This window comes from Synechococcus sp. BIOS-U3-1 (genome assembly GCF_014279975.1).
Classification (GTDB): Bacteria; Cyanobacteriota; Cyanobacteriia; order PCC-6307; family Cyanobiaceae; genus Synechococcus_C.
Map to the genome: position 1 here is coordinate 2101500 of NZ_CP047936.1, position 22048 is coordinate 2123547.

25 protein-coding genes and 1 tRNA gene are annotated in these 22048 nt (G+C 57.4%); 14 read left to right on the forward strand and 12 right to left on the reverse strand.

What is annotated here, in order from left to right:
• Nucleotides 1–80 precede the first annotated feature (80 nt).
• Complete coding sequence (rnz, locus tag SynBIOSU31_RS11555; RefSeq protein WP_186490216.1) at nucleotides 81–1052, forward strand: ribonuclease Z; 972 nt, start codon at nucleotides 81–83, stop codon at nucleotides 1050–1052.
• An 87-nt stretch (nucleotides 1053–1139) separates the two neighbouring features.
• Complete coding sequence (gene psbV / locus SynBIOSU31_RS11560) at nucleotides 1140–1652, forward strand: photosystem II cytochrome c-550 (protein ID WP_222930049.1); 513 nt, start codon at nucleotides 1140–1142, stop codon at nucleotides 1650–1652.
• 48 nt (nucleotides 1653–1700) lie between these two features.
• Here the strand turns inward: psbV and SynBIOSU31_RS11565 are convergent, their stop codons facing one another.
• The 4 genes from SynBIOSU31_RS11565 to serA all read right to left on the reverse strand — a co-directional run bounded on the left by SynBIOSU31_RS11565 (nucleotide 1701) and on the right by serA (nucleotide 5113).
• Complete coding sequence (locus SynBIOSU31_RS11565; protein WP_370593629.1) at nucleotides 1701–2102, reverse strand: hypothetical protein; 402 nt, start codon at nucleotides 2100–2102, stop codon at nucleotides 1701–1703.
• 90 nt (nucleotides 2103–2192) lie between these two features.
• Nucleotides 2193–2492: a ferredoxin gene (locus tag SynBIOSU31_RS11570; RefSeq protein WP_186490219.1), complete on the reverse strand. Its 300-nt coding sequence runs from the start codon at nucleotides 2490–2492 to the stop codon at nucleotides 2193–2195.
• A gap of 150 nt (nucleotides 2493–2642) precedes the next feature.
• Nucleotides 2643–3527 (reverse strand): 50S ribosomal protein L11 methyltransferase, encoded by an 885-nt coding sequence (gene prmA / locus SynBIOSU31_RS11575; RefSeq protein ID WP_186490221.1) that lies wholly within the window; start codon nucleotides 3525–3527, stop codon nucleotides 2643–2645.
• Nucleotides 3527–5113, reverse strand: a complete 1587-nt coding sequence (gene serA / locus SynBIOSU31_RS11580) for a phosphoglycerate dehydrogenase (RefSeq protein WP_186490223.1) — start codon at nucleotides 5111–5113, stop codon at nucleotides 3527–3529. Before serA ends, prmA begins: the two co-directional genes overlap by 1 nt.
• 145 nt (nucleotides 5114–5258) lie before the next feature.
• Here serA and SynBIOSU31_RS11585 point away from each other — a divergent pair, with 145 nt between their 5' ends.
• From SynBIOSU31_RS11585 to SynBIOSU31_RS11610, 6 genes are all read left to right on the forward strand, one after another.
• Complete coding sequence (locus SynBIOSU31_RS11585; RefSeq protein WP_186493015.1) at nucleotides 5259–5792, forward strand: hypothetical protein; 534 nt, start codon at nucleotides 5259–5261, stop codon at nucleotides 5790–5792.
• Complete coding sequence (locus SynBIOSU31_RS11590; protein WP_186490225.1) at nucleotides 5789–6568, forward strand: photosystem II S4 domain protein; 780 nt, start codon at nucleotides 5789–5791, stop codon at nucleotides 6566–6568. The genes SynBIOSU31_RS11585 and SynBIOSU31_RS11590 overlap by 4 nt, the downstream gene beginning before the upstream one ends.
• 73 nt (nucleotides 6569–6641) lie before the next feature.
• A tRNA-Val gene (locus SynBIOSU31_RS11595) sits at nucleotides 6642–6713 on the forward strand.
• 28 nt (nucleotides 6714–6741) lie between these two features.
• Nucleotides 6742–8130 carry a UDP-N-acetylmuramoyl-L-alanine--D-glutamate ligase gene (gene murD / locus SynBIOSU31_RS11600; protein ID WP_186490227.1) on the forward strand — a complete coding sequence of 463 codons (1389 nt, stop codon included), beginning with the start codon at nucleotides 6742–6744 and terminating at the stop codon, nucleotides 8128–8130.
• Nucleotides 8131–8154: 24 nt separating this feature from the next.
• Complete coding sequence (locus SynBIOSU31_RS11605) at nucleotides 8155–8616, forward strand: EVE domain-containing protein (RefSeq protein WP_255477216.1); 462 nt, start codon at nucleotides 8155–8157, stop codon at nucleotides 8614–8616.
• A complete protein-coding gene (locus SynBIOSU31_RS11610; RefSeq protein WP_255477217.1) occupies nucleotides 8567–9373 on the forward strand; it encodes a hypothetical protein in 807 nt (268 codons plus the stop codon). Before SynBIOSU31_RS11605 ends, SynBIOSU31_RS11610 begins: the two co-directional genes overlap by 50 nt.
• Here SynBIOSU31_RS11610 and SynBIOSU31_RS11615 read toward each other — a convergent pair.
• The 4 genes from SynBIOSU31_RS11615 to SynBIOSU31_RS11630 all read right to left on the reverse strand — a co-directional run bounded on the left by SynBIOSU31_RS11615 (nucleotide 9325) and on the right by SynBIOSU31_RS11630 (nucleotide 10876).
• On the reverse strand, nucleotides 9325–9654 hold the full coding sequence (locus SynBIOSU31_RS11615) for a DUF2811 domain-containing protein (RefSeq protein ID WP_186493017.1): 330 nt from the start codon (nucleotides 9652–9654) through the stop codon (nucleotides 9325–9327). The genes SynBIOSU31_RS11610 and SynBIOSU31_RS11615 overlap by 49 nt on opposite strands.
• Before the next feature lie 298 nt (nucleotides 9655–9952).
• Complete coding sequence (locus tag SynBIOSU31_RS11620) at nucleotides 9953–10342, reverse strand: DUF1818 family protein (protein ID WP_186490229.1); 390 nt, start codon at nucleotides 10340–10342, stop codon at nucleotides 9953–9955.
• Nucleotides 10339–10566, reverse strand: a complete 228-nt coding sequence (locus SynBIOSU31_RS11625) for a DNA-directed RNA polymerase subunit omega (protein ID WP_067095871.1) — start codon at nucleotides 10564–10566, stop codon at nucleotides 10339–10341. Before SynBIOSU31_RS11625 ends, SynBIOSU31_RS11620 begins: the two co-directional genes overlap by 4 nt.
• Nucleotides 10567–10591: 25 nt before the next feature.
• Nucleotides 10592–10876, reverse strand: coding sequence for a hypothetical protein (locus SynBIOSU31_RS11630; RefSeq protein WP_186490230.1), 285 nt, complete (start codon nucleotides 10874–10876; stop codon nucleotides 10592–10594).
• A gap of 39 nt (nucleotides 10877–10915) precedes the next feature.
• Here SynBIOSU31_RS11630 and SynBIOSU31_RS11635 point away from each other — a divergent pair, with 39 nt between their 5' ends.
• Nucleotides 10916–12559: an Hsp70 family protein gene (locus SynBIOSU31_RS11635; protein WP_186493019.1), complete on the forward strand. Its 1644-nt coding sequence runs from the start codon at nucleotides 10916–10918 to the stop codon at nucleotides 12557–12559.
• A 73-nt stretch (nucleotides 12560–12632) separates the two neighbouring features.
• Nucleotides 12633–13478: a hypothetical protein gene (locus SynBIOSU31_RS11640; RefSeq protein ID WP_186490232.1), complete on the forward strand. Its 846-nt coding sequence runs from the start codon at nucleotides 12633–12635 to the stop codon at nucleotides 13476–13478.
• 21 nt (nucleotides 13479–13499) lie between these two features.
• Here the strand turns inward: SynBIOSU31_RS11640 and pyrR are convergent, their stop codons facing one another.
• Nucleotides 13500–14060, reverse strand: coding sequence for a bifunctional pyr operon transcriptional regulator/uracil phosphoribosyltransferase PyrR (gene pyrR / locus SynBIOSU31_RS11645; protein ID WP_186490234.1), 561 nt, complete (start codon nucleotides 14058–14060; stop codon nucleotides 13500–13502).
• A gap of 148 nt (nucleotides 14061–14208) precedes the next feature.
• On the opposite strand from pyrR, the gene gpmI reads away from it, so the two are divergent.
• Together gpmI and secG are read left to right on the forward strand one after the other, a co-directional pair.
• Nucleotides 14209–15840: a 2,3-bisphosphoglycerate-independent phosphoglycerate mutase gene (gene gpmI / locus SynBIOSU31_RS11650; RefSeq protein WP_186490236.1), complete on the forward strand. Its 1632-nt coding sequence runs from the start codon at nucleotides 14209–14211 to the stop codon at nucleotides 15838–15840.
• A 24-nt stretch (nucleotides 15841–15864) separates the two neighbouring features.
• Nucleotides 15865–16095, forward strand: a complete 231-nt coding sequence (secG, locus tag SynBIOSU31_RS11655) for a preprotein translocase subunit SecG (RefSeq protein WP_186490238.1) — start codon at nucleotides 15865–15867, stop codon at nucleotides 16093–16095.
• Nucleotides 16096–16168: 73 nt separating this feature from the next.
• Here the strand turns inward: secG and SynBIOSU31_RS11660 are convergent, their stop codons facing one another.
• From SynBIOSU31_RS11660 to groES, 3 genes are all read right to left on the reverse strand, one after another.
• Nucleotides 16169–17518 carry an ammonium transporter gene (locus tag SynBIOSU31_RS11660; protein WP_186490240.1) on the reverse strand — a complete coding sequence of 450 codons (1350 nt, stop codon included), beginning with the start codon at nucleotides 17516–17518 and terminating at the stop codon, nucleotides 16169–16171.
• Between the two features lie 328 nt (nucleotides 17519–17846).
• Nucleotides 17847–19481, reverse strand: a complete 1635-nt coding sequence (gene groL, locus SynBIOSU31_RS11665; protein WP_186490242.1) for a chaperonin GroEL — start codon at nucleotides 19479–19481, stop codon at nucleotides 17847–17849.
• 74 nt (nucleotides 19482–19555) lie between these two features.
• Nucleotides 19556–19867: a co-chaperone GroES gene (gene groES / locus SynBIOSU31_RS11670; RefSeq protein ID WP_186493020.1), complete on the reverse strand. Its 312-nt coding sequence runs from the start codon at nucleotides 19865–19867 to the stop codon at nucleotides 19556–19558.
• Nucleotides 19868–20086: 219 nt separating this feature from the next.
• On the opposite strand from groES, the gene atpD reads away from it, so the two are divergent.
• Together atpD and atpC are read left to right on the forward strand one after the other, a co-directional pair.
• A complete protein-coding gene (gene atpD / locus SynBIOSU31_RS11675) occupies nucleotides 20087–21550 on the forward strand; it encodes a F0F1 ATP synthase subunit beta (protein ID WP_186490244.1) in 1464 nt (487 codons plus the stop codon).
• Nucleotides 21551–21628: 78 nt separating this feature from the next.
• Nucleotides 21629–22039, forward strand: coding sequence for an ATP synthase F1 subunit epsilon (gene atpC, locus SynBIOSU31_RS11680; RefSeq protein WP_186490246.1), 411 nt, complete (start codon nucleotides 21629–21631; stop codon nucleotides 22037–22039).
• Nucleotides 22040–22048 lie beyond the last annotated feature (9 nt).

A 22048-nucleotide genomic window follows, 5' to 3' on the forward strand; every position in this document is an offset into this window, starting at 1 on the left:
CCAATGGCTACCAAGTGTGCCCCGCCCAGCGGACTGCAGCCAGGTCTTCATGGCAGATTGACCATTGAGCCCCCCTTGCAGTGCAGGTCACCTTTCTCGGCACCAGTTCTGGAGTCCCAACCCGTGCCCGCAACGTCTCAGCAGTAGCCGTACGACTGGCTCAGCGTTCGGAACTGTGGTTGTTCGATTGTGGAGAAGGGACCCAACATCAGTTCCTTCGCAGTGATCTGAGGCTGTCACAGCTGCGCAGGATCTTCATCACTCATATGCACGGTGACCACGTTTTCGGTCTTCCGGGCTTACTGGCGAGTCTTGGCCTGAGCGGCAGCAGTGGTGGGGTGGATCTGTATGGACCCGATCCACTCGAGAGCTATCTGGAAGGGGTACTGAGAACCAGCTCAACACGGATCGGCTATCCCCTCGCGGTGCACCAGGTCCGTCGTGCCGCTGAAGCGGATCGGATCGTTTTTGAAGACAAAGATCTCACCGTGCGGGCCACACCGCTGCACCATCGCGTTCCTGCCTATGCCTATCGCATCGAGGAAAAGCCGAAACCGGGTCGCTTCGACATCAAAAAAGCCCAGGAATTAGCGATCCCCCCCGGACCTATTTATGCCTCCCTGAAGCGAGGGGAAACAGTCAACCTCGAGGATGGACGGCGCATCGATGGCAGGACGCTATGCGGGCCGGAACGTGCCGGGGCAAGCCTCGTCTACTGCACGGACACCGTGTTCTGCGAAGCAGCCGTGACCTTGGCGAAGGGTGCAGACCTGCTCATTCACGAATCCACCTTTTCCCATGCCGAGGCCGACATGGCCTTTCAGCGTCAGCACTCCACCAGCACGATGGCAGCCCAGACCGCGGCTGAAGCAGGTGTCGGCCAACTTGTCCTCACTCATCTCAGCCCCCGCTATGCGCCTGGGAATGCAGTCACAGCAGACGATCTGCTAGCAGAGGCCAGAGCGATTTTCCCAAACACAATCCTGGCGAAAGACTTCCTCTGCCTGGATGTGATCGCTTCCTCAAGGACTGGATGCTGCAACAGTTCGTGATTGGTGGAGTCAGAACAGCGTCACTTTGATACTGCAGCGTGATAAAAGAGCTTGGTGCGCTGTATCCATCAGTCTCTGGCATCCTTCATGGTTCCTTTTCTCTCCAACCTGCGACAGTCGCTGAGCCGACTGCTGATCGTCCTGCCGGTGCTGGCAGTTTTGTGGATCAGCTCCCCAGCTCAGGCCGCCCAGTGGGATGCCGAGATACTGACCGTGCCTTCTGACCCTGAAGGCACTGCAGTGACCTTCAGCGAACAGCAGGTCAAGGCGGGGCGCAAAGTGTTCAACACAAGCTGCGGCACGTGCCACGCCGGCGGCATCACCAAGACCAACCAGAACGTCGGTCTCGATCCAGAGACCCTGGCTCTAGCCACTCCCTCGCGCGACAACATCGCCGCGCTCGTGGACTACATGCAGGATCCAACCTCCTATGACGGCGAGTACAGCATTGCTGATCTTCACCCAAGCATGCGCAGCCGTGATTTATATCCAGCGATGCGTGATCTCACCGACGAAGATCTGGAACTCATGTCGGCCTACATCCTTGTAGCTCCCAAGGTTCTTGGCCAGGAATGGGGCGGCGGCAAGATTTATTTCTGATTCACATCATCGGCTGCGCAGCCGATGAACTGCGCAGCCGATGAAACCTCAAGGCAAAAGATTGGTTGGATCGAGGGATCTGGGACGACGGCTGTACCACCACTCCTGCATGTCAGCCGTAAAGCGCATGGGGAAGAGAGTGAGCACTGTGATAGTTGGCCTGGATCCAGGTTGAAGCAGTTCCACCGAATAGGACGGGCAACGACGTGACCCGAGATCAGCCACAAAACGACGGCCGACACGTCTCCAGCTTGGCTCTTTGCTGCGCCATGCCAGACGGCAACAGGGCCAGGGGAGCTCTTCGCGGTCGTAAAGGCGGCAGCAGGGCCCAATCACCCGAAAGCTGTATTGGCCTCCAGGACTGGTGTGCACCGATCCATGATCAAGCAACTGTTCCACTTCAGGCCTGAGTGGAGCAGCGGGAACGGCGGTCATCGGCAGGAGAGCCATGTGGAACCACACTGACAGCAAAAAGCCACCTCCGTGGAGAGGTGGCCAATGCCCCTGTCAGCAGGGTCTCGGATTAAAAAATCCAGCTGCTCAGTAGAGCTCTTCCTCGGCATGAGTCTTGATCGTGCAATCGGAGGTGGGGTAGGCCACGCAGGTCAGCACGAATCCGGCTTCAATCTGATCGTCGTCAAGGAAGCTTTGATCAGACTGATCAACAGTTCCAGTGGTGATCTTGCCGGCGCAGGTGGAGCAGGCGCCCGCGCGGCAGGAATAAGGCAGGTCAATGCCTTGCTCTTCAGCGGCATCGAGGATGTACTGATCGTCAGGGACCTCGATGGTCTTGTTGAGACCCTCGCTTTCGGAGACCAGGGTGACCTTATAAGAAGCCATGAATGGAGTGAGTTTGCAGAGGCGCGTAACAAACGAGCCTGCCGGACGGATCATTTCTACAACGTTTAGGCGTCAAGGCACACGCTTGAACGACTGTTTCGGTGTAAGGCCAATCAAAACAGAATCATTTATAAGGCTCGCTTATCAAGGCTAGCGTCGAATCTCGAGCAAGCCCCATCGACCTTGCTCAGCAAGCGGCTCAACTATCCACCCCAGGCTCCCCAGCACTTCCGTAAGCCTTGGCGCCTGTTCCACCAGAAGGCCACTGAGAAGCCCCCGCCCTCCAGCGCGGAGAACTGATTGGAAATGAGGCGCTAACGCCTCAATCACCGGAGCCAAGATGTTGCATAGAAGCAGATCTGCAGGCTGCTCCTCAAGTAGCTTCGCCAGCGCCTCCACCGACCCCTTGGTGACTTTGAGCGCGTCAATGGAAAGGTCATTGAGAACCGCGTTATCAGCCGTTGCTCTGACAGCCAGGGAATCGGTGTCGACTGACAGCACCTGACGAGCACCCAGCCCGAGGGCCGCAAGTCCGAGTACTCCACTTCCGCAACCCAGATCCGCAACCCTCAAGCCAGAGGGGGGCTGTTGCTCAAGTGCTTCGAGACACAAACGAGTGGTGGGGTGACTGCCGGTTCCGAAGGCACTGCCTGGATCCATCTTCAGGACAAGCCTGTGCGCATACTCGTCAGGCACATCAAGCCAGGCCGGCAAGATGAGCATCCTCTCCCCGACAGGGTCTGGCTGCCAGTGCTGTTTCCAGCTGAGGCTCCAGTCTTCATCGGCCAGTTCATCCCAAACCGGCTGAGCCAGAACGAGGCCGAAGGTCTCGGCAAGGGGGGTGAGACTGCAGAACAGCTCAGATCGTTGCTCCTCAGGCCATTCATGGGCCGGCAACCAGGCCAGAAGAATGCGCTGATCGGGCGTCTCAGGTGCATGTTGAACAGCCAGCCGGTGCACACCGAGGACGTTCAGCTTCCAGAGAAGCGACTCTTCCAGCTCAGCTTGAACCGGAAGAGACAAGCGCCACCACATCACAGCGTGACCGGATGGGCTTCCTGAATCCCGTTGATGCCGTTGATGGTGGCCAAAAGCGCAGGAGGAATCGGGTCATCAATACTGAGCACCATCACGGCATCTCCTCGCACAATCCTGCGACCCACCTGCATTGAGGCGATGTTCACGTTGTGCTCACCCAGAAGAGAACCGAGATGGCCGATGATTCCTGGCATATCACGATGACGGGTAAACAACATGTGCCGACTCGGCGGCACATTCACCGGGAATTCGTCGATGGTGGTGACACGCAGTTCACCATCCGCGAAGACCGCACCCGTCACGCTGTGACCACCCTGGCCACCGCGGCTGGTGAGCTGCAGGGATCCCCCCGCGAAATCACGGCTGGCATCGTCCTTGACCTCCAACACGTGAATTCCACGTCCCTTGGCCTCGAGAGAAGCGTTGACGTAGTTGATGCGTTCTCCAAGGGCGCTGGTCAGCAGTCCCTTGAGGGCTGCAACCACGAGGGGCTGGGAGGGATGGTTAGCAAACTCACCCTGAAGGCGCACCTCCAGCTCCTGCACCTGTCCACCGCTCAGCTGACTCACCAACAGGCCGAGGGTTTCGGCGAGCTGCAGGTGAGGTTTCAGACGCTCCATGATCTCGGCGCTGAGGCCTGGAATATTGACGGCACTGCGAGCTGGGAGCCCAAGCAGAACATCGCGGATCTGCTCAGCCACATCGGTGGCGACATTTTCCTGAGCTTCCTCGGTCGAGGCTCCGAGATGGGGCGTCAACACCAGCCCGCGCTCCACTGCACGCAGTGGAGAGTCTGGGTTCAGGGGTTCAGAGGCAAACACATCCAGCCCGGCACCGGCAATCACTCCGTTATCGATGGCTTCGGCGATGGCAGCCTCATCGACAATGCCCCCGCGAGCGCAATTCACGATCCTGGCCGTCGATTTCATCGTGCGGAGTAGTTCCGCATTAACAAGGTTCTCGGTGTCGGGCGTTCTGGGAATGTGCAACGTGATGTAGTCGGCCTGACGGAACAAATCCTCCAGGGTCGTCAGTCGGACCTGCATCTGCTGAGCCCGATCAGCCGAGATAAACGGATCGAACGCGATCACCTCCATCCCCATCGCTTTGGCAACCTTGGCCACGTGTGACCCGATCTTGCCTAAACCCACAACCCCAAGCACTTTTTTGTAGAGCTCATTACCCACATATTTCTTGCGATCCCAGGCACCGGCTCGCATGGATGCATGCGCCTGTGGCACGTGGCGAGACAAGGACAACAACAGAGCAAGCGCATGCTCGGCAGCAGCGATCGTGTTGCCCTCAGGTGAGTTCACAACCAACACACCTCTCTGAGTGGCGGCAGGAACGTCAACGTTGTCGACCCCCACTCCAGCTCGACCGATGATCCGCAAGCGATCCGCAGCCTCGATCACATCGGCGGTGACCTGCGTGCCCGAGCGGATCATCAGAGCGTCGTAGTCACCGATGATCGATTTGAGCTCCTCCTGAGACAGGCCAGTCCGCTCGTCCACCTGGGCCACCTGCCCGAGGATGTCGATCCCAGCCTGATCAATGGGGTCTGAAACGAGAACTTTGGTCATCCAGCGGCGGAGAGAAAGCCATTTAGAAGTTTAGAGATCGGTCCGAACATCGCTGATGAGCAGGGAGATTGACCTGCTCCGAACCCAATCTTGACGCTGAAGTTCTGGACCTCCATGGAGAATGGCAGTCCGCACCGATCCACTTATGCCCGCCTGCGTCCTGGTGCTCCAAGAACGCGCCGCCGCCGAGACTCTGGTCCAAAACCTTGAGAAGTCCGGAACACCGCTCGTGCGCGTTGTGTTGGTGGCTCCTGAGCAGTCTGGAGCTGCTGAAAGTGGTCGCCTCAAAGCAGAGCAGATCGACGCTGTCGATCTGCTCAATCCGAACATGGCCCGCAGCCGCCGCCAGCGTTCTATGTCTCGCTGGCTGATGCCCTTTGGCTTCATGGCAGGGTTGACTTTCACCCAAATCACCACGCTCGAGACCTTCGCGCGCTTTGGTGCTGTCGGAGAAGCGCTCATCGGCGGCCTGCTCGGACTGGGGTCTGGATTAATGGGAAGCTACGCCGCGGCAGCAAGCGTTCCCTCCGAAAACGAAGATGGGGTTCGCATTTTGCGCAACAGGCACAACGAGCAGTTTTGGTTGCTGTTGCTGGAAACCCAAGCAGGTCTTGAACTGCCCTGGCAACTGGTTCAGAAAGTTCGTCCTCAGCAGGTGGTTCGCCTGAGTGAACTGTGAGTCTTCCCCGTGGGCTATTGATCGAAGGGCTCGCTGAGCCAGAAGCGATGCATCGCCTGATCCTGCAGGCGGAAGAAGTGCTGCGCACCTGGCAACCCAGTTGGAGCAACTTTCTTAGCGGCCCGGAACTGGAAGACTCACGCCGCCTCGAGTCGCTGACTGAACTACGAGTAATTCGCGACGGTGGGAGACCAGACACCGAACGCTGTCGCCTCCAGCTCAGCCGGAGTGATCAGGAAGCACAACCTCAATCGGCTCCAATCTCAGGATTGAGGCTCGAGGGAAATTTTCTATTCGACCGGGCTGAGCCTCAAGACATGCGGCAAGCTCTGATTGACCTCGGCGTGACCGCTGATGGTCTTGGGGATCTCTGGCTTCGGGGCGATCGTGGCGCCCAGGCTGTTTGTACACCGGAGGCCGCAAACCATCTCAACGGCCTAAATGGACGCGTGCGCGACGTGACGCTGTCCGTGGAGGCGGTGACCATCGACTGCTTGCAGTGGCCAGCCCAAAGACTGCCAAAACGGCTAACCAGCGTGGAAGCATCCTGCCGCCTTGATGCCATTGCCTCCGCGGGTTTCGGACTGTCCCGCTCCAAGGTGATTCATCAGATCCGGGATGGAAGGCTGAGGCTCAACTGGCAACCAGTCCGACAGGCGAGTCGTGACCTGAAAGTCGGCGACCGGCTCCAGCTTCAGGACAGGGGAAGCGTGGAAGTCTTGAGTCTCGAAATCACCAAACGCGATCGTTGGAGAGTGGAGATGCTTCGCCGGTGAGCTGCTAACTTCAGTCGCATCCGGTTGGCAAGCGATCAACCGTCACCGCAGATCCTCTGAAGGGTGAAAATGCGGGCGATTAGCTCAGAGGTAGAGCACTACCTTGACACGGTAGGGGTCACTGGTTCGATTCCAGTATCGCCCATTTCCATCGTGAGAAGAGAACGAACAGCATGACCCTGAGTGTCGTGGTCGGACTCGGACGTTCTGGGATTGGGGCAGCCCGTCTACTCAAGGCCCTGGGATCAGAAGTACTTATTCTCGAGAAGGCTGAGAACGATGCTTGCCGGCAAAAAGCAGCGGACCTGAGGCAGCAAGGCATTGATGTCCAGTTGGGACAGCCTTTGGAGATATCCAGTTTTGAGCCCTGGCTCAATCAGATCAATCAGGTGGTGATCAGTCCTGGCATTTCTTGGACGCATCCAACTCTTGAAGCATTACGAACGCATGGGGTTCCGGTGAGGGGAGAGATGGCTTTGGCCTGGGAGAGCCTGAGGGAATCTCCATGGATTGGCATCACAGGCACCAACGGCAAAACCACCGTCACCCATTTGCTCCACCACGTACTCAGCCATGGCGGGTTGAAGGCTCCCATGGCCGGGAATGTGGGGTATTCCGCAGCAGAACTAGCCCTGGGATGTCTTGAAGGCTCCACCCCTGTTCCCGACTGGGTGGTCATGGAGATGAGCAGCTACCAGATTGAAGCGGCCACCAAGGTGGCCCCACGCATCGGCATCTGGACGACGCTGACTCCTGACCACCTGGAGCGACATGGATCGCTAGACGCCTACAGAGCGATCAAGCGTGGACTGCTGGAACGTTCCCAGCTGGCGATTCTGAATCGTGATGACCCTGAGATCAGAGGAACTCACAGCAGCTGGGGACAAAAGCGGGTGAGCTGGGTCAGCACTGGCCGGGAGTACTCAGACACCGCAACCGCCCGACTAAGAGTGAGTGACGACGGATGGGTCTACGAGGGAAAGCAAAGACTCTTCTGCTCCGACGCTCTCGCCATGCCAGGAGCGCACAACCAGCAAAACATGCTTCTGGTCACTGCAGCGGCTCTCGAAGCTGGATTACGCCCAGAAACCATTGAATCAGCATTGCGTTGCTTCGATGGGGTTCCCCATCGACTCGAATCGCTCGGAACCATTCAGGGCATTGCCGTTTTCAACGACAGCAAGGCCACCAACTACGACGCAGCTGCTGTGGGTTTGCAGTCCGTACCCAATCCGGCGGTACTGCTCGCAGGCGGTCAGACCAAACAAGGCAACGCTGAGGTTTGGCTGCAACTGCTGAAAGAACGCAGCAGCGCCGTTGTGCTGTTTGGCGCTGGGGCTGACGAGCTGCGTGGATTAATCGAAGCGTCTGCCTTCCCCGGCGCCGTGGTCACGCACCAAGGCCTAGATGACGCAGTTCCGCATGCTCTTGAACTGGCCCGACAGCAGCAGGCCGCAAGCCTGCTGCTGTCTCCGGCATGCGCCAGCTTTGACCAATACTCCGATTTTGAAGCTCGTGGCAATCACTTCCGTGAGCTGATCGAAGCAAGCCAGTCAACCTAGTCTGGGAGAAATTCTGTAAAAAGCGTGGCCTACTGGCTGATGAAGAGTGAACCCGATGTTTACGGGATTCATCATCTTGAAGAGGAACAGACAACTCTCTGGGACGGTATTCGCAATTATCAGGCGCGTAATTTCATGCGCACGATGGCTGTTGGCGATCAAGCCTTTTTCTATCACTCCAATTGCAAACCCCCTGGGATCATCGGACTGATGGAGGTGCTTGAAACAGGACTGGTCGACCCCACACAATTCGATCCATCCTCGAAATATCACGACCCTGCATCGAAACCGGAGGCACCACGCTGGGACTGCGTGCGATTGGCCTATCGAGGCAAATTTCGGGACCTCTTAAGTCTTGAGGACTTGCGTCAGTCTTATCAACCGGAAGAACTGGCCGTCGTTCGACGTGGCAATCGACTGTCCATTCTTCCTGTGGATGACCGAATCGCCCAGGATCTCCTCAAGCGACTTGGCTCAATTCAGTGAAGCGCGGGAGCGTCGCCTCACAGAACGCCTCCCTCTCACAACCATCATTCCCAGAGCCTGGATCGGGTTCAGCCAAGCTCCCTGGCGGTGCGTGGGCCTAACAGCTCTCATGCTGATCACGGTCACGGGCCTGAGTTTGATCTCAAGGGATCTTCAACAGGGGGAAGGCTGGTGGCAGTCAACCATCAGCGATGTGCTCTTTGTTGCAACCATTCCCACGACTCTTCTACCGCTCGTGGCCTTGCTGCATCTCGCCGATCAGCTCCTCCCTGCCATCCAAACCGCGCACCCGATCGATGCTGCACAGGAACGTCCACGACTGCGATGGATCTTCAGACAAACAGCTGCGCTCGTGCTCCTGGAAGGGATCATCCTGATTGGAGGCTTGCAGACGATCAGGGTCATCGGAGCACTCATTGCCAGGCAGAGCGGTGTGTTCTCGGCTTTGATTTTGATCGCGGGAGGCCTTGCACTGATCCTCTGGACCCTCAGCCAGACCCTGGCCCTGCCGCTTTTAGTCCATCACGGGCATCGTCCACTTGCAGCGATGGAGCACAGTCGCCGACTGGTTCAAACCAATCGCTTGAAAGTTCTCGCTCTACTTGGCCTGCTGATCGGCATCAACCTGATTGGCCTGATGGGGGCTTTCATCGGCCTGCTGTTGAGCATTCCATTCAGCGCCTTGATGCTGATGGCAAGTTGCCGGACTCAAACGCCCTGGGTCAAAGATTCTCGGCGGAACATATTGCCCACATAAAGGCGGGTGATGTCTCTGGACTCCACTCCGTGCTGAATCAGGAATCCGGCCAGAGCAGCCTGAACGAGGCGGTACTGATCCCAGTTTGGACAGCGCTCGATAAACGCAACCATGGCTTGTTGCAGGGGCTGAGGAAGCTCGGAATGAAAGCTCACTGTTGATTCACTCGAAGCAGTGGGCTCTTGCTCAACGGCAGACGTTGCAGTGACAGCCTGTGAGGCCTTCTGTAGCTGGTCTGATGCTGATGCCTGAGCCCGCTGAAACTGATCGGCCAACTGCATGCATACGTTTCGGATGACAACCAGTTCTCCACAGATACCGGCCTGAGTCAAGCAGCCGCTCCAGAAAGATTCTCATCAACTCTCACAATGAGACCTCAGCCGCCAGAGCCTTTTCCAGCAAGCGATCTTCCCCCCTACTCGCGAAAGAGTCTCCGGCGTGATTCGTCAACCAAAACCGACCTCCTGAATGAGGTTTTCCACAGAAGTCGGCCATACCAGCCAAATCACTCCGAAGCCTGTGGAAAACCTCCATTGAATCGTGGGGAATGTCAGGGGAAAATCAATGAAGAGCGATTCATTAGCTGCTCTGATCATTACTGCTGTCCCACAGCGTTCTCATCGCCTCGGCGATGGCCTGCGCAGCGGGGTCAGGCCAGCAAACCTCCAGGCCGCGAGCCTGCTCGCCATCGCCACTGCAGATGCCTCGCAGCGACCACCGCGAACGATCACCTTCAAGGCAAGCCCACCAACTGCCACGTTCCAGCTCAACGGTGATGGATTCCTCTGCCATGAGCTGATCGCAAATGCAGCGATGTTGATCTGTCAGCTCAGCAATCAGTAAAGCCAGCTCGCGGGCTTCACTTTCCTTGAGTTCGAAAGCCCAGTGTTCTCCTCCAATCAGAACGGAGAACAGAGGGCGGGACGGATCCCTGGACAATCTCCAGCCAGGCCCCTCCTGTTGAATCATCCAGGAAGCAAATCAGGCTGGTCCTGTTCGTCGCTCAGTTCAACGATCGCGCGCTGGACAGGCTTCACGCTGGACTCTTCAAGCAGGCCATCGAAATCGTCGAAGCGACGCTGCTTGGCACGGAAAGCAATGCGCACAGTCGTCAGATAACGATTGCTGGACTGACGGATCAAGCTTTCACCTCGCTTAGCGAGATCTTGATGATCGACTCCGGCAGAGAGCATGCCAACAACCCATTAATCCCTAATTCTAAGTGAGCAGATCACTGTGGAAAGGAACATGCATGGGATAGCTGCGTTGCGGACGCCCAGGAACCCTCAAAACGATCTGACGACCAAGCCCCATCGCCACCAGCGGTCTGCGCAAATGACTGAGCAGTGCACTGACCTCCTCAAGGTGCTGTGCATCCACACACTCAATGCGGATACTGCCCCAACTGCGCGACATCCTGCAGTCCCGAAGCGGTTCCAGCTCTGATTCGATCTGCGGATCTTCCCGATAAAAGGAAAATACCAACCGTATTAAGCGATCCATCGTTGCTCCCCGTAGCCTCGACCTGTCTCCAACCTGCCCATAGCGGTGGTTCAACCCCTCGCTGCCGAACAAAACCTTCATCTTTCCGGCGCGTCTTACAACGTCGGCACCCTGGCGATCGACCTTGGAAGCACCACCACGGTGGTGGCATTTCAGTCTGCTGAGCGATCTGAAGTGGATCTGCTCGATCTGCCTCCGATCACCCGAGAGACGGGAGCGATTCCATCGCTGATCTGGGCGGAGGATGCGACCTCAGGTTCCGCTCTAGTGGGGCTTGAAGTGCTGGACAACGGCTTACACGAATGCGATGCCCCTCAGCTGCATCGCGACTTCAAGCGTTGGATTGGCATGACTTCCGATCCGCAGACTGCCGAAAGGCGGCTCAGCCCTGAGCAGGCCGGTGCGCGGCTTCTGACTGAAATCTGGAAGCGGCTACCCCCTGAACTCAGGATCCAGCGACTCGTGCTGACAGCCCCAGTGGATCAGGGCTCCGGATATCGAGACTGGCTTCTCAGAGCCTGCGAACCGATGCAGGTGGCAGAGATCGCTCTGGTTGACGAGCCAACAGCAGCTGCACTGGGGGCTGGCCTGGAAGCAGGATCCAAGCTTTTAGTGGTCGACCTTGGCGGCGGAACTTTGGATCTGTCCTTAGTGGCACTCGAAGGCGGCGAGGGTCGTGCGGCACCCGTAGCCCAGCTGCTTCGCTTCCGCGGCCAAGACCTCACCAACAGCCGTCAAACGCTGCGTCAGGCCAAGGTTCTTGGGAAAGCCGGGATCAACTTGGGTGGCAGGGATCTTGATCGCTGGATTCTCGATGAGCTCTGTCCCGGGGGCCTACCGGAAGAAGGGAATGGGCTGATGGCTCTGCTGAATGCGGCGGAACGCCTGAAATGTCGCCTCAGCGATCCCAATATCCCGAATCGGGAGAGCCTCACGGAAACAGCCAATGGCCTGGATGTCGGCGCACCGAGCACCCTGTCGATGGATCGACACAAGTTCAGTCGACTGCTACAAGAGCGCGGGCTATTTGATGCCCTTGAAGGACTGCTCAGCAAGACCTTGCGCGATGCGGAACTCAACGGCTGTCCAGCCGAAAAGCTTGATGCTGTGGTGATGGTCGGAGGAGGAGCCCACCTACCGCAGCTGCGCGATTGGCTCTCCGAGAAGCTTTCTCCCACACCACTGCTCACACCTCCGCCGATGGAGGCAGTGGCTTGCGGCGCCTTGAGCCTCACTCCTGGAGTTCGCATGCAAGACCTTCTGCAACGTGGAATCTCACTGCGCTGCTGGAACCAGCGCAGCAACTCCCATCACTGGCATCCCCTCTTTTTGCCGGGTCAGCCCTGGCCCTCTAGCAAGCCACTGGAACTGATTTTGAGCGCCAGTGGGCCAAACCAGCAGTCGCTCGAGCTGGTGCTTGGAGAGTCCAGGGGGGAGACGAGACATGAAGTGGTGATGGTCAATGGCCTGCCCCGTGTCATTGAAAAAAACGATGGATGGGATGACGTGACAAGGCGGCCAGATACCGCCTGTGAGCTCCCCTTAGACCCTCCTGGACAACCTGGGGAAGACTGCTTGAAACTGCGTTTCCATCTCAATGATCAGGCGGAACTGATCCTGGAGGGAGAGGATCTGCGGACTGGCGAAAGCCTTGAACCCAGACCACTGGGGGCCGTGCGGTGATCGCGCCGTCCACAAGGACGTGTGTGTTAGCGGCAACATCCATAGAAAGAGAAGCGTCTTGCCCTAACCATCCGTGGCGCTGCGTCGCCATCTCCCGAGTTTTTGGTTGATCGCCACACTGGGTGGTGTCATATCCCTCTGTGGTTACGCGTACTGGTGGGAACAGCAGTTGCCGAGTCGCCTACGTGAAGCCTCTTCACAGGGAGATCTTGAGGCATGTCTGCGATATAGCGAACAGCTGGCAGCACTGCGGTGGCTCGACCGAGAAGCACCCAGTGAACAGGCCGTCTGCCGGCGTCGCCAGGCTGAGCTGAGCTGGCAGGCGGGCGACAGCAGCCAAGCAATCAACCTGCAGGCACAGCTCGTGAATTCGAATGTGGGCAGTGCAGAGCAGAAACGCAGTGACCGCTCGAGATTGCTCAGTTGGCGCCAGACACTGCGCGAGCGGGCACTAGATCAGTTCCGAGCGGGAGATCTCGAACAGGCGCTCACCACCCTCAGGCCCCTTGAACAAAAAGGCCAAAGACCAGGAACACAACTCAGCGACAGCCTGCGCGAGACCTGGAACCGAAACAAGGTCGATCACGAACGACTGAAAGACAAAGTGCATCGACAGCAATGGTGGGAAGCACTGAGCGTTCTCAATCAACTGGACCACCCATGGTGGCAAACCCATGCCCTACCTCTGCGCAGACAGGTGGAGGAAGCCATTCAGAATCTGCGTGATCGGCAAGAGCACCACAGTCATGGCGCCTTACCCGCTCACACCGTCGATCCTGAACGTCTCAATACAGCGGTGGAAGAGCGACTATCCAGCGGCATGGATCCATGGAGTGCCTTTGTCGCCGGATGTGCTGATCTGGGTGGCGTTCTGGTCGAGGAAGGACCCGAGAGTCTCTGCAAAGCAAAGAATCGGTGAAACCGACGACGGGGAGGAGATTCAGTTCCCCTCCTGATCACTCCTCAGAAAGACGCCTTCTTCACCATCCACATCCAGCAGCCTGAGCTCGATGGTTTCGGTCCGCCGCGTGGGCACAGATCGACCACAGAAATCAGGCTGAATCGGCAGTTCTCGATGACCGCGATCCACCATCACCAACAGCATCACCCTGCGAGGCCGACCCCAGGCCTGAATCGCTTCCAGAGCAGCACGCACGGTGCGGCCTGTGAAAATCACATCATCAACCAACAGCACATCACGTCCTTCGACACTCACCGGCAGCTCGGTCGCCTGCACAGGCCTCATCGCCACACGCTCGAGATCATCGCGATGGAAGGTCGGATCTAGCGTGCCCTGAGCGATCGTCTGGCCGCTCTGCTCTTGGAGAAAGCGCGCCAACACTGCTGACAAATGAACTCCACGAGTGGGTATTCCCAGCAGGAGTAACTCCTTCACCTCTCCAACACATTCAAGAACCTGAGAAGCCAGACGCGACAGTGTTCTGCCGACGTCCTCGGCGGAAAGGATCTCGATCCGATCACTGTTCCCAGACGTCACCATGACCGATGCAGTGGGGTAGGTGAGTGTATGTCGGATATCACCTGCAGATCCGCAAAAGCTGACCATCGTCAGCGCAGGAGTTCACTACGGGAGGGATCCGGGGGTAACTTGTGAATCTAGAGAAGGCCTTAAGAAGGGATAGAGCTGAGTGAACGTTGCCGATCGCCATTCAGGACGACCAAACAGGGAGCCAGCCATTGCTCCCGTTGTTCTGGCGATCCTGGATGGGTGGGGCGAGCGTTCCGACACCGAGTACAACGCCATCCGAGCCGCAGACACTCCCGTCATGGATGCGCTGCGTCACGCCTATCCGCAGACACTGATCCAGGCGAGCGGCTCCCATGTGGGATTGCCTGATGGACAAATGGGTAATTCTGAGGTCGGGCATCTCACCATTGGGGCGGGCAGGATCATCCGCCAGGAACTCGTGCGCATCGGCGACACGGTGCGCGACAACAAGTTGAGAGCCATCCCGAAACTGGGTGAGTTAGCCGAACGTCTGCGTGCAAGCAACGGCACGCTTCACCTGCTGGGCCTCTGCTCGGACGGTGGAGTGCACAGCCATGTAGATCACCTCTGCGGACTGCTGCACTGGGCCGCCGACGAAGGCCTAAAACATGTTGCGATCCACGCGATCACCGACGGACGTGACACACCCACCCAGAGTGCGCCGACCTATCTGAAGCAAGTTGAAGCTGCCATCGAGGCCAGTGGTTTAGGTGAAGTCGCCAGCCTGTGTGGCCGGTACTGGGCCATGGACCGCGACCGGCGCTGGGAGCGCACGACCCGCGCCCATGAACTGCTCACCTCCCCTGAGGTTGCGGTGAGTCAGTTGTCAGCAGCTGAAGCACTGCAAGCGAGTTACGACAGTGGCATTACCGATGAATTCGTGGAACCCACGCGTCTGCGAGCGACCCATCTGAACGATGGCGATGCGTTGCTGATGTTCAACTTCCGACCTGACAGGGCTCGCCAGATCATTCAGTGCCTAGCCAGAGCAGATTTCTCTGATTTCGAGCGAGCCCATCAGCCTCAGCTGGATGTGGTCACGTTCACGCAGTATGAGGCTGGCCTCCCCGTGGAGGTTGCATTCCCGCCCGAGTCACTCGATGACCTGCTGGGTCAGGTGGTCGCAGCTCGCGGACTGCGTCAGTACAGAACAGCGGAGACCGAAAAATACCCCCATGTCACCTATTTCATGAATGGTGGTGTTGAGCAACCGCTTGAAGGAGAAGACCGTCATCTGGTGCCCTCGCCCCGTGTGGCCACCTATGACCAGGCCCCGGCCATGAACGCCGAAACCCTCACCGTGAGCTGCATCGAAGCCATCCAGAAGGGCATCTATTCCCTGGTGGTGATCAACTACGCCAATCCAGACATGGTGGGGCACACCGGCGTCATGGAAGCCGCAACTGAGGCAATCCAGACGGTTGACCATTGTGTCGGACGACTGCTGAATGCAGTGGGACGCATGGGAGGCACGATGATCATCACTGCAGACCATGGCAACGCCGAGCGGATGCAAGGCGACGATGGCCAAGCCTGGACGGCCCACACCACCAATCCTGTTCCATTAATTCTCATCGAGGGAGAACGCCGCAAGCTGCATGGCATGGGCAATGCGATCCGTCTTCGAGACAACGGAGGTCTGGCTGACATCGCACCCACTCTTCTGCAGCTGCTAGACATCGAGAAACCCGAGGCCATGACTGGCAGCACCCTGATCGAACCGATCGAGACACCAGTGCCCTCGACCGCTCGCCTGCCACAACCGGTCTGATCGGCTCGGACATAAGATCAGCCCATGATTACTACCGTTCTCTCCTGGATCTGGATCGGCAGCGGCCTTTTATTGATCCTATTTGTGCTTCTGCATAGCCCCAAGGGTGATGGCATGGGGGGACTGGCAGCTAGTGGCAGTACATCGTTTACAAGCTCTAGCAGCGCAGAGGCGACCCTCAACCGCATCACCTGGATCACGCTGGCCATCTTTTTAACGCTGGCAGTGATTCTCAGCGCTGGTTGGCTGAGTTAAATCTCACACCCCACAAATCTTGCAAAAGCCTGGGCCCAAGGGTCCAGGCTTTGTTCTTTCAACAACTCGGAAATTAATGAAATTGAGGTGAACCAACTCGCTCGGCGTAAGCCTCCTCACCATGTTCAGAAACATCGACCCCCAGATCTTCAGCGTCGTTTGGCACACGAAATGGCAAACCACAGCCACGCAAGATTCCAGCAATGACAAGAGTGCCAAGCGCAGCTAATCCGTAAGCGACGAGAACAACCTGAAACTGATCAGCGATCAAGCCAACCCTGCCCTTCTCAGCAAAAACCTGCGCTGCGGGGTGAGTGGCGATCAACTCAGTGCTAGCGAAGACACCGGTCAGAATCGCGCCGACCGTACCGCCCACGCCATGGACGGCAAAAGTGTCAAGCGAATCATCAAAACGGAGCGACACCTTGACCTGCACGGAGAGATAACAAATCAAGGCTGTGATCGCTCCAATCGCCATACCAGCCCCTGGCCTCACAAAACCAGCAGCTGGGGTAATGCCAACCAAACCAGCCACCGCGCCGGTTGCCATGCCCACGGCCGTTGGCTTGCCATCTCTCCAGGTTTCAATCAATGCCCAAGCAACCAAGCCTGTTGCGGCAGAAATATGCGTGGTCGTGAAGGGGAGCTCAGCACCACTGACACTCAGCTGACTACCACCATTGAAGCCAAACCAACCGAACCAGAGCAGACCTGTGCCAAGCAAGATCTGAGTCACATCATGTGGGGGGCGCACCGCATTGGGCCACTGCTTGCGCCACCCAACAAGGCCAGCAAGCACGAGAGCAGAAACACCAGAGCTGATGTGCACCACCGTGCCACCAGCGAAATCAAGGTCTTTGCCAAGGCAACCACCTCCCCAGACCATATGAGCGAGAGGGGCATAAACCACCAACAGCCACACAGGGGTGAACACGCACCAGAATCGAAAACTGATCCTTTCCACCAAGGCTCCTGAAATCAGAGCCGGAGTGATGATTGCGAACATGCCCTGAAAGAGAGCGAAGCTGAGGCCTGGTATCGCCAGACCATCCCAAATATCGGGAATGTTCTCCAACATGGCGTAGGAGAAAGGATTGCCAATGACGGCATTCAGAGCTCCACCGTTGGAAAAGGCAAGACTGAATCCAAAGCTGACCCACACGAGCGTGGCAATGCCCATCATCACGAAGCTCATCGCCATCGTGTTGAGCACGTTGCGAGCCTGAACGAATCCTCCGTAGAAAAACGCCAGTCCAGGGGTCATCAACAGCACAAGTGCCGCCGAAGTGAGAATCAGGGTGTTGTCAGCTGCTGAAAGGGCAGCATCTTCCGCATAAGCAGGAAGAAGGGCAGAGCTCAGCAGTTGAAACGCTGGGACCACCAGCAGGGCGATCAGGAATCGCCTCAGACGGGGCTTAAACACGTACTTTCTGTAACCCTCGATACGATTTCAGAACGCCTGCACCAAAAACTGTTCACTACGAACATTCGACGGAGCTGGCTGGCATCCAGAACACAGCGCTGGACGTAAGAGCCCCGAGCCCTCACTCTCCCTGTCCTGAGTCACTTGAACGCTCAGTTTCTCAACGCCTGAGGAGGGCCAATGCCCAAACCAATGGATCAGCATGATGATGACGTCAAGAACCTGCTGAAACTCCCTCCTGAATTCCAATCCTGAGCCGAACAAAAAAAGCCCCGCAAACGCGGGGCTTAATTGACCGCCGAGGCGGTTTTGCTTGAGGGGCTGAGACTCAGTAGTCGAAGTCACCACCACCCATGCCACCACCGGCTGGTGCGGCATCCTTTTTCTCGGGCATATCGGCAACGATGCATTCTGTGGTCAGCACCATGCCAGCAATTGAAGCGGCGTTCTGAAGACCAGAACGTGTCACTTTGGCGGGATCAACAATGCCTGCAGCCAGCATGTCGACGTAGTCACCATTAGCAGCGTTGTAGCCGTCATTGAAGGACTTGGCCTTCACATTTTCAGCCACAACAGCCCCGTTGACACCTGCGTTCTCCGCGATGCGCATCAGCGGTGCAGTCAGAGCGGCAGCCACAATGTTAGCTCCGATCAGCTCTTCACCTTGGAGGCTGGTCGAGGCCCACTGCTCGAGGGTAGGAGCCAGGTGAGCCAGCGTGGTGCCGCCACCAGGAACGATGCCCTCTTCAACAGCAGCCTTAGTCGCGTTGATGGCATCCTCAAGACGAAGCTTCTTGTCCTTCATCTCGGTTTCAGTAGCAGCACCCACTTTCACCACGGCAACGCCACCGGCGAGCTTGGCAAGTCGCTCCTGAAGCTTTTCCTTGTCGTAGGTGGACTCGGTTTCGTCCATCTGCTTACGGATCTGCTCACAGCGTGCTTTCACGGCACCGTCGTTGCCTTCAGCCACGACGGTGGTGGAATCCTTATTGATGGTCACGCGACGAGCCGTGCCCAGCATCTCGATCTTGGCGTTCTCAAGCTTCAGACCAGCGTCTTCCGTGATCAGCTGACCATTAGTCAGCACAGCCATGTCTTCCAACATGGCTTTACGGCGATCACCGAAACCAGGGGCCTTAACGGCAGCCACATTCAGAACACCACGCAGACGATTGACAACGAGGGTGGCAAGGGCTTCTTTCTCAATGTCCTCAGCGATGATCAGCAGAGGCTTGCCGGTGCGGGCAATTTGCTCGAGCACTGGCACAAGATCCTGCACAAGGCCGATCTTTTTATCGGTGAGCAAAATGTAAGGCTCGTCGAGGACGGCCTCCATGCGTTCCGTATCAGTGGCGAAATAGGGAGAGATATACCCCTTGTCAAAACGCATACCCTCGGTGACCTCCAGCTCGGTGGTCATCGACTTGCCTTCCTCCAAGGAAATCACGCCTTCCTTACCAACTTTGTCCATGGCATCGGCGATCATCCGACCCACTTCCTCGTCGTTACCAGCAGAGATAGTTCCCACCTGAGCGATGGCGTTGCTGTCAGCGATTGGCTTGGCGTTTTCCTTGATCTTTTCGACCAGAAAATCGGACGCTTTGTCGATGCCTTTCTTCAGAGTGATGGCATTGGCACCAGCGGCAACGTTGCGCAGGCCGGCCTTGACCATGGCATGAGCCAAAACAGTCGCAGTCGTCGTGCCGTCACCAGCTGCGTCATTGGTTTTGGATGCGGCCTGACGAATCAGAGCAACCCCTGTGTTCTCAATATGGTCCTCGAGTTCGATTTCTTTGGCGATCGTGACGCCGTCATTGATGATCTGAGGAGCACCAAATTTCTTTTCGAGTACAACATTGCGACCCTTGGGGCCGAGAGTCACCGCAACGGACTCGGCCAGGATGTCGATGCCCTTTTCAAGAGCGCGTCGTGCGTTCTCGTTGTAAATGATGCGCTTGGCCATGGGGGCAAAAATTGATAGGAGAAATAGATGGGTGACTACCGACCTGTCTTAGGCACGGTGCAGTCAGAAGCTGGTCAGTTGACGATGGCGAGGATGTCCTTCTCGGAAAGGAGCACAAACTCATCGCTTCCGAGCTTGATATCGGTGCCTGCATACTTGCTGTACAGGACCTTGTCACCAACGCCGACTTCAGGAGATTGGCGTGAACCGTCGTCGTTGTGCTTGCCAGGGCCAACCTGAACAACTTCGCCCACCTGAGGCTTTTCCTTGGCGGTGTCGGGAAGCAGGATGCCACCGGAGGTTTTCTCCTCGGATTCTGAGACCTTGACGAAAACGCGATCGCCGAGGGGTTTAACAGTGGAGACGCTGAGAGAAACAGCTGCCATGGGTTCTTGCAGGAGCAGGGACAGTGCGCCGAAGCGCCGTTGCGACTCGAGCTGGCACTCAAGGTCGTCGAGTGCCAACCTATGACCGGGTTCTGCACTTCGGCCACAGGGCAAGCGTGCGGGTGACCGAACCACTCGCCCGTCCCTCGCGACGGTGGTATCGTTGCCCCGCTCAGTAGCGGATTGCTTTAGTCGCTTCCCTCTAACACCCCCTTACTTATGGCCGCTGCTGCTCCCGCCTCCGCCGGTACCAAGGGCGTTGTCCGCCAGGTGATTGGCCCGGTTCTGGACGTGGAATTCCCCGCCGGCAAGCTGCCCAAAATTCTCAACGCTCTCCGCATTGAAGGCACCAACACCGCCGGGCAGGCGGTCGCCCTCACCGCTGAAGTTCAACAGCTGTTGGGCGATCACCGAGTTCGCGCCGTCGCAATGAGTGCCACTGACGGCCTTGTCCGTGGCATGCAAGCCCTCGACACCGGTGCGCCGATCTCAGTGCCCGTTGGCGAAGGAACTCTTGGTCGCATCTTCAATGTGCTCGGCGAGCCTGTCGATGAACAGGGACCCGTCAAATCCGATGCGACAGCCCCGATCCACCGTTCAGCACCCAAGCTGACTGAATTGGAAACAAAGCCGAAAGTCTTTGAGACCGGCATCAAAGTGATCGACCTCCTGGCTCCCTATCGCCAAGGCGGGAAAGTCGGTCTGTTCGGTGGTGCCGGTGTTGGCAAGACCGTGCTGATCCAGGAGTTGATCAACAACATCGCTAAGGAACACGGCGGAGTTTCCGTGTTCGGTGGTGTGGGCGAACGCACCCGTGAGGGCAACGACCTCTACGAGGAATTCAAAGATTCAGGCGTGATCAACGCTGATGACCTATCCAAGTCAAAGGTGGCTCTCTGCTACGGCCAGATGAACGAGCCCCCCGGTGCTCGCATGCGGGTTGGCCTCTCAGCACTCACGATGGCCGAGCACTTTCGTGACGTGAACAAGCAGGACGTGCTGCTGTTCATCGACAACATTTTCCGTTTCGTTCAGGCAGGCTCAGAGGTGTCCGCGCTTCTCGGACGTATGCCATCAGCTGTGGGTTACCAGCCGACCCTCGGAACTGATGTGGGTGAACTTCAAGAGCGGATCACCTCCACTCTCGAAGGATCCATCACTTCGATTCAGGCTGTCTATGTCCCTGCTGATGACCTGACTGACCCGGCTCCCGCGACGACCTTTGCTCACCTCGATGCCACGACGGTTCTTAACCGAGGACTCGCATCCAAGGGAATTTACCCAGCAGTAGATCCTCTCGACTCCACCAGCACCATGCTTCAGCCGGCTGTTGTGGGTGACGAGCACTACCGCACAGCTCGCACTGTTCAGTCCACACTTCAGCGTTACAAGGAACTTCAAGACATCATCGCGATTCTCGGTCTCGACGAACTCTCCGAAGACGATCGTCGCACCGTTGACCGTGCCCGCAAGATCGAGAAGTTCCTCTCTCAGCCTTTCTTCGTGGCTGAGATCTTCACCGGCATGTCTGGCAAATACGTCAAGCTTGAAGAAACCATCAGTGGTTTCAACCAGATTCTTGCTGGAGAACTGGATCACCTCCCCGAACAGGCCTTCTACCTCGTTGGCAACATCGACGAAGTCAAGGCAAAGGCCGCGAAGATGGCCGAAGAAGCCAAGTGATGGCATCAGGGGCATGACATTCATGCTCCTGTCCCTTTGACTTTGCTCCCACGCTTTTAACCCAAACACTCCATATCCATGTCTCTTACCCTCCGCGTGCTGGCACCAGACCAGAGCGTGTTCGATGGCTCTGCTGATGAGGTGATCCTCCCGAGCACTACTGGACAGCTGGGCATTCTTCCCGGCCACGTTTCACTTCTGGCAGCACTCGATGTCGGAGTCTTACGCGTCCGCGCGGATGGAGACTGGAAATCCATCGCATTGATGGGTGGGTTCGCCGAAGTGGAGGCCGATGACGTCACCGTATTGGTGAACTCCGCTGAGCTGGGAAGCTCCATTGATGGCAGTTCTGCTGAAAGCGAACTACAGGCTGCACGCAACGCCGTCAGCAAAATGGAAGGCCAGCCAACCTCACCAGAAAAAGTGAAAGCCCAACAGAACCTGAACAGAGCAAGAGCTCGTGCCCAGGCAGCCATCAATCAAGACTGATTATCAACG

What these genes read in the sequence shown, in the direction of transcription:
- psbV (WP_222930049.1), top strand. Translation starts at nt 1,140, where the DNA reads ATGGTTCCTTTTCTCTCCAACCTGCGACAGTCGCTGAGCCGACTGCTG.
- SynBIOSU31_RS11565 (WP_370593629.1), bottom strand. Translation starts at nt 2,102, where the DNA reads ATGGCTCTCCTGCCGATGACCGCCGTTCCCGCTGCTCCACTCAGGCCT.
- SynBIOSU31_RS11570 (WP_186490219.1), bottom strand. Translation starts at nt 2,492, where the DNA reads ATGGCTTCTTATAAGGTCACCCTGGTCTCCGAAAGCGAGGGTCTCAAC.
- prmA (WP_186490221.1), bottom strand. Translation starts at nt 3,527, where the DNA reads ATGTGGTGGCGCTTGTCTCTTCCGGTTCAAGCTGAGCTGGAAGAGTCG.
- serA (WP_186490223.1), bottom strand. Translation starts at nt 5,113, where the DNA reads ATGACCAAAGTTCTCGTTTCAGACCCCATTGATCAGGCTGGGATCGAC.
- SynBIOSU31_RS11585 (WP_186493015.1), top strand. Translation starts at nt 5,259, where the DNA reads ATGCCCGCCTGCGTCCTGGTGCTCCAAGAACGCGCCGCCGCCGAGACT.
- murD (WP_186490227.1), top strand. Translation starts at nt 6,742, where the DNA reads ATGACCCTGAGTGTCGTGGTCGGACTCGGACGTTCTGGGATTGGGGCA.
- SynBIOSU31_RS11610 (WP_255477217.1), top strand. Translation starts at nt 8,567, where the DNA reads ATGACCGAATCGCCCAGGATCTCCTCAAGCGACTTGGCTCAATTCAGT.
- SynBIOSU31_RS11615 (WP_186493017.1), bottom strand. Translation starts at nt 9,654, where the DNA reads ATGCAGTTGGCCGATCAGTTTCAGCGGGCTCAGGCATCAGCATCAGAC.
- SynBIOSU31_RS11620 (WP_186490229.1), bottom strand. Translation starts at nt 10,342, where the DNA reads ATGATTCAACAGGAGGGGCCTGGCTGGAGATTGTCCAGGGATCCGTCC.
- SynBIOSU31_RS11625 (WP_067095871.1), bottom strand. Translation starts at nt 10,566, where the DNA reads ATGCTCTCTGCCGGAGTCGATCATCAAGATCTCGCTAAGCGAGGTGAA.
- SynBIOSU31_RS11630 (WP_186490230.1), bottom strand. Translation starts at nt 10,876, where the DNA reads ATGGATCGCTTAATACGGTTGGTATTTTCCTTTTATCGGGAAGATCCG.
- pyrR (WP_186490234.1), bottom strand. Translation starts at nt 14,060, where the DNA reads ATGGTGACGTCTGGGAACAGTGATCGGATCGAGATCCTTTCCGCCGAG.
- secG (WP_186490238.1), top strand. Translation starts at nt 15,865, where the DNA reads ATGATTACTACCGTTCTCTCCTGGATCTGGATCGGCAGCGGCCTTTTA.
- groL (WP_186490242.1), bottom strand. Translation starts at nt 19,481, where the DNA reads ATGGCCAAGCGCATCATTTACAACGAGAACGCACGACGCGCTCTTGAA.
- groES (WP_186493020.1), bottom strand. Translation starts at nt 19,867, where the DNA reads ATGGCAGCTGTTTCTCTCAGCGTCTCCACTGTTAAACCCCTCGGCGAT.
- atpD (WP_186490244.1), top strand. Translation starts at nt 20,087, where the DNA reads ATGGCCGCTGCTGCTCCCGCCTCCGCCGGTACCAAGGGCGTTGTCCGC.
- atpC (WP_186490246.1), top strand. Translation starts at nt 21,629, where the DNA reads ATGTCTCTTACCCTCCGCGTGCTGGCACCAGACCAGAGCGTGTTCGAT.